The 12983-nt window shown below is 58.2% G+C and carries 14 protein-coding genes and 2 pseudogenes; 8 read left to right on the top strand and 8 right to left on the bottom strand.

The genetic code is table 11. The annotated features are described in order from the left end of the window. Positions 1-187 (top strand): hypothetical protein (locus ACZIRK_RS34895; RefSeq protein WP_474419013.1); only part of this gene is annotated, 187 nt, incomplete at its 5' end. Next, positions 171-628: pseudogene (locus tag ACZIRK_RS34890) on the top strand (SDR family NAD(P)-dependent oxidoreductase); the annotation flags it as partial. The gene ACZIRK_RS34895 and the pseudogene ACZIRK_RS34890, both read left to right, overlap by 17 nt. Before the next feature lie 131 nt (positions 629-759). Here ACZIRK_RS34890 and ACZIRK_RS34885 read toward each other — a convergent pair. From ACZIRK_RS34885 to ACZIRK_RS34875, 3 genes and pseudogenes are all read right to left on the bottom strand, one after another. Beyond that, positions 760-1713 carry a hypothetical protein gene (locus ACZIRK_RS34885; protein ID WP_474419012.1) on the bottom strand — a complete coding sequence of 318 codons (954 nt, stop codon included), beginning with the start codon at positions 1711-1713 and terminating at the stop codon, positions 760-762. A 185-nt stretch (positions 1714-1898) separates the two neighbouring features. Continuing rightward, positions 1899-2294: an integrase core domain-containing protein gene (locus tag ACZIRK_RS34880; RefSeq protein WP_207231120.1), complete on the bottom strand. Its 396-nt coding sequence runs from the start codon at positions 2292-2294 to the stop codon at positions 1899-1901. 271 nt (positions 2295-2565) lie between these two features. Further along, a pseudogene (locus ACZIRK_RS34875) lies at positions 2566-2841 on the bottom strand (LysR family transcriptional regulator); the annotation flags it as partial. A 115-nt stretch (positions 2842-2956) separates the two neighbouring features. Between ACZIRK_RS34875 and ACZIRK_RS34870 the strand changes: the two are divergent. Continuing rightward, positions 2957-3499 (top strand): carboxymuconolactone decarboxylase family protein, encoded by a 543-nt coding sequence (locus ACZIRK_RS34870; RefSeq protein ID WP_130229277.1) that lies wholly within the window; start codon positions 2957-2959, stop codon positions 3497-3499. 22 nt (positions 3500-3521) lie between these two features. Here the strand turns inward: ACZIRK_RS34870 and zapE are convergent, their stop codons facing one another. Continuing rightward, positions 3522-4739 (bottom strand): cell division protein ZapE, encoded by a 1218-nt coding sequence (gene zapE / locus ACZIRK_RS34865; RefSeq protein WP_165435507.1) that lies wholly within the window; start codon positions 4737-4739, stop codon positions 3522-3524. 11 nt (positions 4740-4750) lie between these two features. Then, positions 4751-5503, bottom strand: coding sequence for a sulfite exporter TauE/SafE family protein (locus tag ACZIRK_RS34860; protein ID WP_130229291.1), 753 nt, complete (start codon positions 5501-5503; stop codon positions 4751-4753). A 214-nt stretch (positions 5504-5717) separates the two neighbouring features. Between ACZIRK_RS34860 and ACZIRK_RS34855 the strand changes: the two genes are divergently transcribed. Beyond that, positions 5718-6644: a LysR family transcriptional regulator gene (locus tag ACZIRK_RS34855; RefSeq protein ID WP_165435508.1), complete on the top strand. Its 927-nt coding sequence runs from the start codon at positions 5718-5720 to the stop codon at positions 6642-6644. 129 nt (positions 6645-6773) lie between these two features. On the opposite strand, the gene ACZIRK_RS34850 is transcribed toward ACZIRK_RS34855, so the two are convergent. Both ACZIRK_RS34850 and ACZIRK_RS34845 read right to left on the bottom strand, forming a co-directional pair. After that, positions 6774-7178, bottom strand: coding sequence for a YybH family protein (locus tag ACZIRK_RS34850; RefSeq protein ID WP_165435509.1), 405 nt, complete (start codon positions 7176-7178; stop codon positions 6774-6776). 65 nt (positions 7179-7243) lie between these two features. Further along, complete coding sequence (locus ACZIRK_RS34845; protein WP_130229280.1) at positions 7244-7648, bottom strand: YybH family protein; 405 nt, start codon at positions 7646-7648, stop codon at positions 7244-7246. A gap of 291 nt (positions 7649-7939) precedes the next feature. Between ACZIRK_RS34845 and ACZIRK_RS34840 the strand changes: the two genes are divergently transcribed. Continuing rightward, the gene (locus tag ACZIRK_RS34840) at positions 7940-8878 is read left to right on the top strand and encodes a hypothetical protein (RefSeq protein ID WP_130229281.1); all 939 of its coding nucleotides are present in this window, start codon (positions 7940-7942) and stop codon (positions 8876-8878) included. A 722-nt stretch (positions 8879-9600) separates the two neighbouring features. On the opposite strand, the gene ACZIRK_RS34835 is transcribed toward ACZIRK_RS34840, so the two are convergent. Next, on the bottom strand, positions 9601-9954 hold the full coding sequence (locus tag ACZIRK_RS34835; protein ID WP_456645841.1) for a hypothetical protein: 354 nt from the start codon (positions 9952-9954) through the stop codon (positions 9601-9603). A 240-nt stretch (positions 9955-10194) separates the two neighbouring features. Here ACZIRK_RS34835 and ACZIRK_RS34830 point away from each other — a divergent pair, with 240 nt between their 5' ends. The 3 genes from ACZIRK_RS34830 (at position 10195) to ACZIRK_RS34820 (ending at position 12934) form a co-directional block, all read left to right on the top strand. Next, the gene (locus tag ACZIRK_RS34830) at positions 10195-10359 is read left to right on the top strand and encodes a ParB N-terminal domain-containing protein (protein WP_165435510.1); all 165 of its coding nucleotides are present in this window, start codon (positions 10195-10197) and stop codon (positions 10357-10359) included. 210 nt (positions 10360-10569) lie between these two features. Then, entirely contained in the window at positions 10570-12405 is a 1836-nt protein-coding gene (gene soxC / locus ACZIRK_RS34825) for a sulfite dehydrogenase (RefSeq protein ID WP_245475026.1), read from the top strand. Further along, positions 12392-12934: a c-type cytochrome gene (locus ACZIRK_RS34820; protein WP_130229283.1), complete on the top strand. Its 543-nt coding sequence runs from the start codon at positions 12392-12394 to the stop codon at positions 12932-12934. The genes soxC and ACZIRK_RS34820 overlap by 14 nt, the downstream gene beginning before the upstream one ends. Positions 12935-12983 lie beyond the last annotated feature (49 nt).

Below are 12983 nucleotides of genomic sequence, written 5' to 3'. Positions count from 1 at the left end.
GATTCCGACCGAAGGCATCGAGGTCGATCGATCGCCCCCAGGAAACTATCGGAAAGCAGCGAGAGTAGTTCAGATGGCGGACTTCGCCGCAGCTGTCGTTGTGGGTGCAACAGCATTGCGGCGCTTCTCCGTTGGACCGGCACAACTTTTTAGCGGAGGAGGACTGACAAATGAACAGGTTGAATAACAGCGCACTCTTGTTACCGGCGGCAGCAGCGGCATCGGGCTCGAGACGGCTCGCCGCTTCCTTGAGGAAGGGGCCCGCGTCGCCATCACTGGTAGCAATTTGGCCTCCCTGGAGGCTGCTCGCAGGGAACTCGGTAATGTGCTAGTTGTCCATGCGGATGCAGGCGACGTCGCCGCTCAGAAAAAGATTGCCGCTGTGATACAGGACAGTTTCGGAGGCCTCGACGCTATCTTCCTCAATGCCGGCATCGGTGACTTCCGTCCCCTGGCTGAGTGGGACGAGGCTGGCTTCGACCGCTCGGTGGCGGTCAATTTGAAGGGGCCGTGTTTTCTGATCCAGGCTCTGTTGCAGCTTCTCGCTAACCCGGCATCGATTGTGCTGAATACCTCGATCAACGCCCACATTGGCATGCCGAATTCGAGCGTCTACGCGCTGACGAAAGCGGGACGGAAGCAATCCGCCGCGAGCAAATGAGTTGATGTGCCCGTTGGCAAGGCACCTATGGGGAAGACTTCCGGCTCCAGCTGACATCTGCTGGCAGGATACCTTCCGCGTCTATCAGACGGACGGCGTCATTGCCGACTCGCTACGAATTTGCAGCGATACCTATACTGTTGGACCCGGAGCTCCGTGATGCTCTTGTCGACCGCACGAGTCTCTTCCGGCAATTCAATCTTCTCGATCGTGAAATCCGGGTATTGCTTTTTATAAGCTTCCCATTGCGGATCGCAGTAATCCCTGGTGGACCTGTTCTTGCCGCCGTCGACAAAGCCGGAATCGTATTCCGGGATCTGGGGCACCGGAGGGCCGGGCGGTTTGACGGGGTCCGGGAAGGTCGGGCTGATATACATGAGCACGACACCAACAGCGACGATGAAGAAGGCCGGCACGTCAACCTCGATCGTCATGCCGCCGAGGCTGATCTTGAATTTCCCGGGTTGGCTCGATGGCCGTAGATACCAGGTAGCAAGACCGACGATAATAAGCGCGATGCCCAAATAGAACGAAATGCGATTCATCGACAAAGCTCCTATCAAGGACTGCCACGTCACACTACTCGATCGTAACCGAGCGCGGCTCGGATGAAACTTCCGTGTCGCCGTCCAGGTTGCTGCGCTCGTTTTTGCCGCAGGAACACGGCTGCCGAGGCGTTTTCCGGAAGTGTGCGTGGAGTAGCGTATGTCCCCCGAAAAGAGCGTCGTACGGCTCTCCATCAGGCCCAACAGGTCCTCCCGGGGTACGTCGAGCCCGGCAGGCGGAACTGCGAGTCCGCCGTCGACGAGCTGCTGGCCATCCTGGATGACGAACGGCTGGTCGCCGTGTTTGGCGAACTCGACGATAGTGAGCGAGAAATCGAGTAGCTTCGGGGCGCCCTCGACCGCGGCGAAACTCCGCTGGTGCCCGGGCCGGTCGAGATCAGTCGAGAAGCGACTGAGCCGCTGAGCCGCGGTCACGCGCGTCAGAGTGCAGAGAAAAGGCCCCGCGCGGTGCCTTTTTTGCAGAGCAAGCGGGGTCGAATAACACATGCGAGTAGTCTTCGCGACCATGTCGACCGCTGCAAGCCACTAGGATTTGCGGCTGGATTCGGTTTCCACATCCCTAGGCCCTAATGTGCAATCTGTATTCGATCACCAAGAATCAGGATGCGATTCGCCGCCTGTTCGGCGTCGCCCATGACAGCGCGGGAAATCTGCCTGTCTGTACCGAAAACCTAAGCTCGGGCGTAGTGGTGGTGAAGTCCGCCAAGAATGACGTGTGATTTAATGCTTCCGGTCCGCTGAACCGGGCGGGCAACCGGCGCGTCTTTGTCCAACGACCGGTGCGTTCGGATGTCGTTGTAATAGCGTGCGTAGGATCGCAAAATCCCTCGTAGATGCGTCTCACCAAAGACGATGATGTGATCTAAGCACTCGCGGCGGATTGATCCGATCAACCGTTCGGCAACTCCATTCTGCCACGGCGAGGCCGGTGCAGTAGGCTTGTCGCGGATGCCCATGGCGCGCATTCGGCGCATGACGACGCTGCCATAGATCCGGTCGTGATCCCGGATGAGGTAGCGCGGAGCCTCATCCCAGGGAATGCTTCCGTGATTTGACGTGCAACCCATTCGGCCGTCGGATGTGCTGTGACGTTGATCCAAACGAGGGCTCTGCGGTCGAGCCGGACGATGCGGCAGTCATTCGCGAGCGGGGGGTTATTTCGTCTTGTTCACCCTGGTCTTTGGCGAGGAGAGTTTGGCCAAGTCAGCCGTCAGCGACTTCCGCAACCGAGGCGTAGCGAATTCCGTAAACCGCCGGAGCTTGAGGGGCAAGAGCGTCTGTCCCGCGTGCACCAGATGCACCGGGATTGGGTCAGGCTCGTAGTCCTGCAGAATGCGTACCGCGCGGAACAGTGTATTCACCGGTGGCCTGAGATTCCGCCTCATCAACCTGTTCCAGGATGCGTTTGCAGGCAGCGACGTAGGTGAGGCCCGCCTCGGTCAATGCGAGTTTCCGCGTCGAGCGGACCAGCAGCTGGGTCTTGAGGTGAGCCTCCAGCTCCGCGACCTTCCGACTGACGGTTGGCAGGGGAACGCCCAGCCGCCGTCCGGCCGCGGAGAAACTGCCGGCCTCGACTGAGGCGACCAAAATCGACATTGCTTCAAGTCGGTCCATCTTCTCTCACATTCCGAGAGGTCATTTCTCAGGATTACCGGATTATGCGGGCATTCGATAAGGGATATCGGAGTGCGTTAAGGCCTCTACCGGCCGGAGTTCAACGGAGAAGAAAATGTCCCGCATCGCTATCCCGGAGCTGGGTGAGTCACCCGCCGAATCGCAGGCAATTCTGGACAACGTCAACAAGACGCTTGGCTTCGTGCCGAATCACTATCGCCTCATGTCCATCAGTCCGAACGCCCTTGGCGGTTGGGCGGGCCTGATGGGGCCGGCGTCGAGGACCCTCGACCTGAAGACGCGGGAAGGGATCGCGCTCGCGGTCTCGGAGGCTAATGGCTGCAACTACTGCCTTGCCGCGCACAGCTACGTCTCGACGAATCTGGCGAAGATTCCCCCGGAGGAGATCGCGCTGAATCGGCAAGGCGATTCAAGCGACCCGAAGCGGCGGGCTGCGGTGGCGTTCGCAAAGGCCCTCATCGAGACGCGCGGTAAGGTTTCTGACGCGCAGTTTGCGGCAGTAAAAGACGCCGCGTGGACCGACGCCAACATTGTCGAGATGATAGCGTTGACAGCCCAGTTCCTGTTGACCAACTTCATGAACAACGCGGCGCAAACCCCGATCGACTTTCCAGCGGTTAGCCCTGCCAAGGCATAGCGTAAATTCTCAAGCACAATCTTCAATGGAGGGATCGCACTTCTCTCAGCCGGCAGAGATAGTCGCATGAGCGCATCTCGATGAGGCGCGACACGGCCCGCCTTGACTCGAGCAATTCGGGGAAAGTGTCAGAGTGATTGGGTGGCGGACCCATTGCCCCACCGAAAGCCGCAACCATGCCAAGATAAATGCTGTGTGGGTCGCCATGTGCGGAAACGATGAGCTTCACATGCTGTTCGTGGAGAACATCGATAAGTGAGCAGAGGCGCTTAACGTGATTCCGATGACCGAATCTCGCGGGCAGACCCTCAATAATGAGGGTATGAAACCTCTGTGCTATGGTGATGTAATCTACCGCTGCCATGGGGGTGAGGCACAAATCGCGGAAACTGAAGCGAGCGACGCCACGCGCCTGAAGCGGTACGCGGATCGTTCGACCTACTACGGGCAATGTTAACGGCTCGGGTGGAACATTATCGGTGAGACGAGTGAAGACAAGATCAAGTTTAACCTTAGCATTCGCATCCGGGGGCGTATACCAGCCCCCTTCTGCCTCCCGTTTTTCTAAACGAAAGTCGGTGCGGGCATCGAGGTTCACGACATCAACATGCAATTTCAAACGTGCCACGAAAGGCAAGAACAATTCACGATAGATACCGCCTTCATAAAGGTGATCCGGATCGACATTGGAGGTCGCAACCAGCACCACGCCTTGAGAAAGCAATTCGGTTAAGGCGCGTCCGAGCATCATGGCGTCTGCGATGTCCGTAACGGCAAGTTCATCGAAGCAAAGAAGTCGTGCCTCGGTCGCGAGTGTTCGAACTACATGTGAGAGTGGATCACCATCGCTCATATCGCGATCTTCCATCTTCTCGCGAGCTTTCCGAAGGCGGTCGTGCACATCCGCCATGAACTCGTGAAAATGTATCCGGCGCTTGGCTTCCAGCGGGACACTCTCGAAGAAAAGGTCCATGAGCATAGTCTTGCCTCGACCGACTCCGCCAAAAAAGTAAATTCCGCGCCCCTTTTTGCCGGAGTTGTCTCCCCGATCGAGAAGTCGGGTCAAACCGAAGCGGGTCTGCTTGATGTCCTTGAGTCTGTGTGCCAACGCATCGAGCACGGCCACCACTCCCTCTTGCGCCGGATCACGCTCAATTGTTCCACTTGCAACGAGAGCGTCATAACGCTCGGTGACGGTGGTGGGGCCCGGTGGAACGGGTGGGCTTTCGATCTGGGGCATCGTCATCTGCCTCAGAAGAAGAGTGGGCGAACGACGAGTTCAAGGCCAAGAATGGCAAGGAAGATCAGAAACCAGCGCCGAAAGGTTGCAGCGCTTATGCGCTCGCGGACCGTTGTTCCGACCCACATGCCCAGCAACGAGGGAATGATCGCGAGTGCGGACAAAGTAGTATTTCCAAGATGGAAAGCTCCGCCACGAGCCAAGCCCGCCGCAAGCGCAATTGTTGAGACCGTGAACGACAGTCCCAGTGCCTGGATAAGATCATCTTTGGAAAGGCCGAGGGCCTGGAGATAGGGAACGGCGGGAAGTGTGAAAACCCCAGTTGCTCCGGTGATTGCCCCGGTTGTCAACCCAATAACAGGCGACAGTAAACGCTCAAGGCGCGCAGGAACCGACAATGGCTTCGCCCACAGGCTGTGCACCGCATAGAGAACCAAGGCGGAGCCCAATCCAACACTTGCGTATTCCGTATTGGCGCTCGTCAGAAGCCATGAGCCGGCGAGTGTGCCAACCACGATGCCGACCATCATCGGCCAAAGCCTTTTCATCAGGGCCAGGAAATCCGGCCCCGTGAACAGCTGCCAAAAATTGGTGACAAAGGACGGAATGACCAGCAGCGAAGCTGCGCTAACTGGCGACGTGATCGCACCGAGGATACCCATTGCGACGGTCGGCAGGCCCATCCCCGTCACGCCCTTGACGATCCCGGCGAGGAAAAACGTCGACGCGATAATGAGAACATGCAGCGAAAGATAACCATTCATGTTGACTCGCTCGGATTGGGCGGTGTTGCATTTGAAAACTTCGCACGAGCCGATGCCACCCGTGCGCATATGGCGTGACAGATTGGCGAGCAAACCTAGGTCTCATCAAGGGCCACCTCTCCAATCCCTTGTGTCAACGTCCAAAATCGGAGAATATGGCGTCGCATGTAGTAAAGTACGCTCGCCGACCAAGCGCCACAATTGGTCATTTCCGATGGAAGAATTCGGCCAAACCGAAGGAAAAGCATTGCGCTTCGATTTGACGGATATGCGGTTGTTCCTGACCGTGGTGGAGCAAGGCAGCCTCACCAAGGGCGCCGAGAACATGAATCTGGCTCTCGCTTCCGTGAGCGAACGCATTTCCGGAATGGAATCTGCGCTTGGCGCGCAGCTCCTGGAACGAAACAGGCGGGGGGTCACGACGACTGCGGCCGGTGATGCCCTGATCCGCCATGCCCGTTTGATCCTGGACCAAGTGGAGCAGATGCGCGGAGAACTGCGCACCTATGGCGCTGGCCTGAAAGGGCGCATCAGGCTCTTGTCCAACACGGCTGGGTTGGCCGCTTTTCTACCGCCGCGACTCCGCCGATTTTTGGTCGCTTATCCGGACCTTTCCATTGATCTCTATGAACGCCCGAGCACCGAGATTGTCCGGGCCATCCTGGAAGGTCGGGCTGATCTCGGTGTTGTAACCTACATGGCTGATCTGGCAGCGTTGCAGACCCGCGTTATTGCGCAAGACCAGCTCGTCGTTGTGGCGAGCGAAACACACCGCATCAGCGATCAACAATCGATAGCTTTTGCGGACGTCGTGGGTGAGCCGTTCGTCGGTCTGGCCGACACTGCACTGGAAGCTTATCTGGGAGAACGGGCTGCCCGCCTGGGCCGCCAGATTTACTACCGCATTCAACTCAGGCGGATTGAGTACATCGCAATGTTGGTCGAGTCTGGCGTTGGGATCGCCATTTTGCCCGAGGTTTCCGCCAAAGAGTTGGGGCACCTCGGCTTGGCGATCGTGCCGCTGCAAGACCGCTGGGCGCTGAGGCAACTTCATCTTTGTGCGCGTGATTTCTCAGCGCTCACGCCGCACGCCGGCTTGCTCGCGCAACAGCTTATGGAGCCGAAGGTCGCTATCCCTTAAGTGCTTCCGGGCGTCGCTCGGTCGGGTTCAAGGCGGCGATGGCCGCCTCGAGATTGAGGCGGCCGATCCGCGCCTCGCCCGATGGCGCCGAGAAGAGTGGCTCCGGCGCCAAGAGCTGTCGTGGCGGTGTCAGGCGGGCTTTCGCAATACCGTCCCTTGATTGTTATCGATTATGAACCGCCAGCGCCCATCCGCGCCGCGGCGCACGATATCGCACGCCGTGCCTTTGAGGTGCACCTCCTTGCCGTCGCGACCCGTGCCATCGATCCACCAGTCATACACGAGCTGGGCGATATCGTCGGCGACGAAAATATGGCGCACCTTTGTCACGAGCGGCACGCCGGGCTCGACAAAGCGCTCGAGTCGGACGGTGATGTCTGCGTGACCAGTGACGGTTCGCCCGTCATCCTCGACGAACACGCACTTCGGGTCGAACATTTCAATCAACGCGCTGACCTTGCCGGAGTTGAGTCGCTCGATCAGCGACGGGACAACGCCTTCGGGTTCAGTAGGGAGTGGAAAGGACTCAGACATCATTGATCTCCTGTTCGTGCTGGTTGAAACGGTTTTTGATAGTAGGTGCTCGGCTGGCGCATATGTCAGGCGGGCTTTCGCACTGCCGTCCCTTGATTATTATCGATTATGAACCGCCAAAATCCGTCCGCACCGCGGCGCACGACATCGCATGCCGTGCCCCCGAGGTGCACGTGCTTGCCGTCGGGCCCTGTGCCATCAATTGACCAGTCCACCACGAGCTGGGCGATCTCGTTGCCGGCGAACACATGGCGCACTACGGTCTTCACCGGCAGGCCGAGCATGATATCGCGCTCGAGTTTGGCGGCGATCTCTGCGTGACCAGTGATGGTTCGCCCGTCATTCTCGACGAACACAGACTTCGGTTCGAACAAGGCCATTACCTCGCTGACCCTATCGGATTTAAACCGCTCAATCAGCGACGGGACAACGTCTTCGGGCTTAGTAGGGAGTGGAAAGGACTCAGACATCATTGATCTCCTCTTCGGGTTGTTGAACCACAATGCGGGACGAAATTTTCCAATTGCCGTATGTATGGTTCCGATTGCAGCTTCGGCGAATATGCCGTCGCACGTCGCAAGTAAGCTCGCCGGCTAGACGCCACAATTGGTCATTTCCGATGGGTGGGTTCGACAGGACCGAAGGAAAAGAATTGCGCCGCGTCGATGGCAATCGATTCAATAACCGATGGTCATTAGACATCGAGTTTCGCGTTCCTATTTTCGTCTCGTCTGCAAAGGAATTCGGAAAATTAGATTACAGTGAAATACACAACGAGATTATTTGCCGAATTTCTTGCGGTTACCTTCGTGGGGGGAATTGGGTTTGCGGTCGATACCACGGGTATATCTCTTATCCTGTTTCCCGAGATGGCCGCTTTAGCGTATGATGTATTCACGCGCCCCCGCGGAAAATGGGCAAGCCAACCAATCAGACTGATTGCTACCCCTACGATCACCGCGATCCTGGGGGTGATGATTACTCGCCACTGGGAATACAGCGCCCTCGCGGTAACTGTTGTTGCCCTCCTGAGCCTATTTGTTATTAAACTGCTCCGATCGAACATCGGAGCTGCGATCTCTGCCGGTGTGCTTCCAATGGCCCTCGGCGTGATGAGTTGGGGTTACCCCGCCGCCATTCTCGCGGGACTCGCCGTACTCGCCATTGCGTTGACGTTCTGGAAGCGCCTTGATCCCGATAGTTACCTATCTGAGGGGGGCAAGGAGAGCCGGATTATTGAGACCGCCGAAACTCCGCCGAGAGATCGGTTCTGGATCTTCGCACTGACGGCATTCGTCTTCGCGCTGGGAGCGGTGGCGCAAACAACGGGATTGCGCTTCCTGTTATTCCCTCCGCTGATCGTCGTAGCCTATGAATTATTTGGTCACCCGGACCTTCCTGGCTGGATGTCACGGCCGGTATTGTTTCCTCTCGTATGTTTCCTGACCGCATCCGTCGGCTTACTCTTGAGCACGGGCTTTCACACAGAATTTTTGGGCGTGACGGTTACCATGCTTTGCTCGATTGCTATTTTACGGATGTTTAAAGTCCATATGCCGCCTGCGCTCGCCGTTGGTTTGATACCGTTCGTCATCGACCATCCCACCTTTTGGTATCCGATCTCGGTGTTCTTGGGCGCCGCCGCACTAATCGCGGCCACCGGAACATACAGCTTTATTACTAGTAAATATTTCCGCTAACGCTTCATGCTGAACCATCAGATCGCCGGTCAGTGTCTCACGTTGTTTTCGTGAGGCTGCAATCTTATTACGCTCAGAAGGCTTACTCATTCGTGTTGCCCCTTGAGTCGGCTGCACCGGACCCGAGGCCACCAAATCGGACGGCGGCGGGAGTGGCGTTGCCGGGCTTGCCGTGGCCGCTGGTCGATTGCCTGTAACGAAAATGACGCCGATCGCTTTTCTTCATCATTTTCCGATTCTGGTTGCCCTGCCGACATGAAAAAGCTGTAGCGCGCCTTAGACGGTTATAACGTAAACGTAGTGCGCATCTTCATCGCTCCCAGCACGCCAGCCGCCGATGTTTGAGCTGGGTCTTTAGCCATCACACGCAACGACGGAACTGAGCAATCGTAGCCCACAGTGACCCCGCGCAATCCTTGCTGTGCTCGCGCGACATCTACGAAGTTCTCAGAGCTCACCGAGCGAAGTTCGCGACGTCGTTTGTGCAAGCACGACGGCATTGATTGCCGATTCAGCGACTGAACGTGGCTTACAAGTCTGTGCAGAAAAAAACGTAGGCGTCGACTGCCATGCGGCTCGTGGCATTCCTCGCTACGGCATCACGCTGCGCGGCGGCAATAACGATCGTCTATCGAGACTATGACGAGAGTTGATTTCCCTCGCCGGCGCTGCAAGGTCATTCTCGTCATGTGGTGGATAGGTATCTTTAAAACGAATGGGAGCTACGATGAAGATTCGAGTCCGCAGCCTCGCGATTGCGCCGGTGGGGAGTGCCCATGATCAGTTACGCTAAAGACATCTATCCGCTCTTCACGGACAAGGATGTCCGGGGCATGTCCAAGTTCTTCGACCTCCGCAGCTTTGGAGACGTCAAAGCGCGGTCCGAGCAGATCTCCAATCGAATTCGTGGAATTTGGCGGCTCGGTCATACCGCCGCCGCCGCCGAACGGCGATGGTCCTTGGTCGCAAGAGAAGATCGATCTATTTGAAGCGTGGGTGAAAGAAGGATGCCAGCCGTGATTGAGCAACGCTGCTGCTAATTGCGCGTCGGTTAGCCAATCCCACTGCGAGATCATGATCACCGCTTCGTTGGGGTTTTCCCAGCGGGCAAGCCGGCCGTGGAAACAGCGCTGGTTGACCGTTTACGACCCTATGAGCGCAAATCGCGGCGGCATTCGCCGGAGCAAATCGAGCAAATCGCTGCGTCAATCCGAGTTGGATCATTCCGATCTCGGCGCCGATGACGGCGCGGTTCTCGCCGCTCACGGCCGGTTAGCGGCGGGGAAATTGCTCGAGTCGCCGAGGTACCGGTCATCGTGGCGCGCGGCTGGTCGGAACAGCAGAAGCGCGCCTATGTCATCGCCGACAATCGGCTCACCGACGCGACCGATTGGGATGACGAGATGGTGCGGCTTGAGTTGACCGATCTGCTTGAGGGCGGCTTCGAGCTATCGCTGACTAGGATCACCGAGGACGAGTAGGCAAGATGAGGATAGTTTTCGCGTTAGCCGTTCTTGCAGTGTCGTCATCAGCATTTTCAAAACAATCGCCGCTAACGGGAGAGCCTTACTGACTGCATTTGCTGTGCAATAATTCTGGAGCGAAAATCTCGGGACTAACCAAGATTTGCTACTATAGCTGCGCAAATCCGAGCGTGCCATGACGGCGAGGACGTAGGAGGCCAGCCCGCGTTGGACCACACGCTGGAAGTTGAACCGAAACGCGCAATTCCGCCCAAAGGAGAATTCACAGTAGTTGAGCACGCGATTGCCACTCCACTCAAGACCGCCAAGGCATTCGGCATCGATATCCCGGCGACGTTGCTCAGTCGCGCCAACAAAGTGATCGAATTGAGATGCTGCTTGCTGCGGTGCATAAGTCTCTTGTTGGCCCTAAGCGGCGGTTGGTGGATGTCTACTATTCCGCCGCTGTTAAGGGCTAACCAGACATCCCTCGAACGGGCCGAAAACGACGCGAGTGACCCAACTCGGACATCAGAGACACTGGTTTTGACCAGATTGCTTGTGCGACATTCTTGCCAGTTTGAAGGTCTTTTGGATGAGCGTAGTGTTCTTGAGAGCGGCTTTCCGAGACGGGAGGTGCCGACGTCTCCGTCCGACGCGAATGGCAGGAATGCCATCGGCAGGCATTACACTCTCAATAAAACCGACAGTCCTTTTGTGCCGGTCTCACCGAGCGCTGGCCGTGCGCGCGGACACGCGGGTTCATTCGGGCGCAACGAGGGAGTGCTGCTCATGGTTAGAAAAACTCGTCCCGAACCAGGCGATCCGGCGGCCGGCAATGGTATTCTAAGCCGCCGACTCTTTCTCGAAGGCACGATCGTTGTCGGTGCGACCGGCGCGGGCCTATCCCGCGGATCGGCAGAACCACTTACGGTGCAGCCATGGATGAAGGTGCCGGGTCGCGGATTTGAGGGCTACGGCCAGCCCTCACCGTTCGAGAGCAAGGTCGTCAAAGTCTTTCCGCCGCCCCCCAACCCGGCCGGTGTCGGCGCATCACGCACGCCGCTGCATATGCTCGAAGGAATGATCACGCCATCCGGGCTGCATTTCGAGCGTAGCCATTCCGGCGTCCCAGAAATCGATCCCGCTCAACACCGGCTGTTGATCCACGGACTTGTGAAGCGCCCGCTTGTGTTTACGGTCGAAGCGCTGTCGCGCTATCCGATGCAATCGCGCATCGCGTTCATCGAGTGTGGCGGCAACAGCCAGGCGCTCAACGCGCCTCAGGCCCAGCCGCTCAATGTGGCGGCTATTCACGGCCTCTTGGGTTGCGCGGAATGGACCGGCGTGCGGTTCTCCACGTTGCTCGACGAAGCCGGCATCGAACCTGAGGCGCGCTGGGTGATCGCCGAGGGGGCTGACGCCGCCGCCATGAGCCGCAGCATCCCGCTCACCAAGGCGATGGATGATGCGCTCGTCTGTCTCTATCAGAACGGCGAGCGAGTGCGACCTTCGAACGGCTACCCGGTGCGGCTGCTGCTGCCTGGTTTCGAGGGCAACATGAACGTGAAGTGGCTGCGCCGGCTCAAGCTGATTGCCGGCCCCGCCATGACCAAAGACGAAACATCGAAATACACGATCCTGCTCAAGGATGAAAAAGCCTGGCAGTTCGTGTTCCCGATCGAAGTAAAATCCGTCATCACACGTCCGTCGCCGGGACTCGCGCTGAGGGGACCGGGATTCTACGAGATTTCAGGGTTGGCCTGGTCGGGCAACGGCAGCATCCGGCAGGTCGACGTGTCGGCTGACGGCGGACGAAGCTGGGCGCCGGCAGCTTTGCAGGGCCCGATCCTACCAAAGGCGCCCGTGCGTTTCCGCGCGGCGTGGCAATGGAATGGCGGTCCCGCCGTGCTGCAGAGTCGCGCCACCGACGACACGGGCATGGTGCAGCCAACGCGCGCGCAGTTCGCCGACGAGCGCGGCTTGCGTGGGGTCTACCACTACAATGCCATCGCAAGCTGGCGCATCGACGAGATGGGGGAGGCCAGCAATGTTTACGCTTAAACCCATTGCAGTAGTCTGCGTATCTATGCTGACCATTGCACTGGCGGCCCTGGCCCAAGCCCCGCAGTTCGGGCAACCGATCGCGCCCGCCGATATCGCAGCGTGGGACATCAGCATCGGACCGGATGGCGCAGGTCTGCCGCCTGGTCGTGGCACCGCAATGGAGGGGGAAGCCATCTATGTCGCGAAATGTCAGGCCTGTCACGGCGAGAAGGGAATCAGCCCCAGTGTCCCGCTCGCTGGAGCGCTCGTCGGCGGCATGGGCACACTGGCGCCGGACAAAACACCGATAAAGACTGTGGGAAGTTTCTGGCCCTATGCAACAACGCTGTTCGACTACATCCGCCGCGCAATGCCATTCCAAGAGTCGAAATCGCTCACCGCGGACGAAATCTACGCGGTATCGGCTTATATCCTCAATCTCAACGGGATCGTCGGATCGAACGATGTGATCGACGCACAGTCGCTGCCCAACGTGAAAATGCCGAACCGGGACGGGTTCATCCCGTTCCCGCGCAATCCGAAGTAAGGGGCCGGACGTTGGTCCGCTTCCGTGAAGTTTGAGACATGCCGGGCGG

Source organism: Bradyrhizobium sp. Leo114 (genome assembly GCF_055229415.2).
Note: the sequence above shows the minus strand (reverse complement) of the source record. Positions and strands in the feature narration are given on the sequence as shown.

Excerpts from the sequence above, each read along its gene's own strand:
- ACZIRK_RS34885 (WP_474419012.1), bottom strand. The coding sequence starts at position 1,713 with ATGTGTTATTCGACCCCGCTTGCTCTGCAAAAAAGGCACCGCGCGGGG.
- ACZIRK_RS34880 (WP_207231120.1), bottom strand. The coding sequence starts at position 2,294 with ATGGGTTGCACGTCAAATCACGGAAGCATTCCCTGGGATGAGGCTCCG.
- ACZIRK_RS34870 (WP_130229277.1), top strand. The coding sequence starts at position 2,957 with ATGTCCCGCATCGCTATCCCGGAGCTGGGTGAGTCACCCGCCGAATCG.
- zapE (WP_165435507.1), bottom strand. The coding sequence starts at position 4,739 with ATGCCCCAGATCGAAAGCCCACCCGTTCCACCGGGCCCCACCACCGTC.
- ACZIRK_RS34860 (WP_130229291.1), bottom strand. The coding sequence starts at position 5,503 with ATGAATGGTTATCTTTCGCTGCATGTTCTCATTATCGCGTCGACGTTT.
- ACZIRK_RS34855 (WP_165435508.1), top strand. The coding sequence starts at position 5,718 with ATGGAAGAATTCGGCCAAACCGAAGGAAAAGCATTGCGCTTCGATTTG.
- ACZIRK_RS34850 (WP_165435509.1), bottom strand. The coding sequence starts at position 7,178 with ATGTCTGAGTCCTTTCCACTCCCTACTGAACCCGAAGGCGTTGTCCCG.
- ACZIRK_RS34845 (WP_130229280.1), bottom strand. The coding sequence starts at position 7,648 with ATGTCTGAGTCCTTTCCACTCCCTACTAAGCCCGAAGACGTTGTCCCG.
- ACZIRK_RS34835 (WP_456645841.1), bottom strand. The coding sequence starts at position 9,954 with ATGATCTCGCAGTGGGATTGGCTAACCGACGCGCAATTAGCAGCAGCG.
- ACZIRK_RS34820 (WP_130229283.1), top strand. The coding sequence starts at position 12,392 with ATGTTTACGCTTAAACCCATTGCAGTAGTCTGCGTATCTATGCTGACC.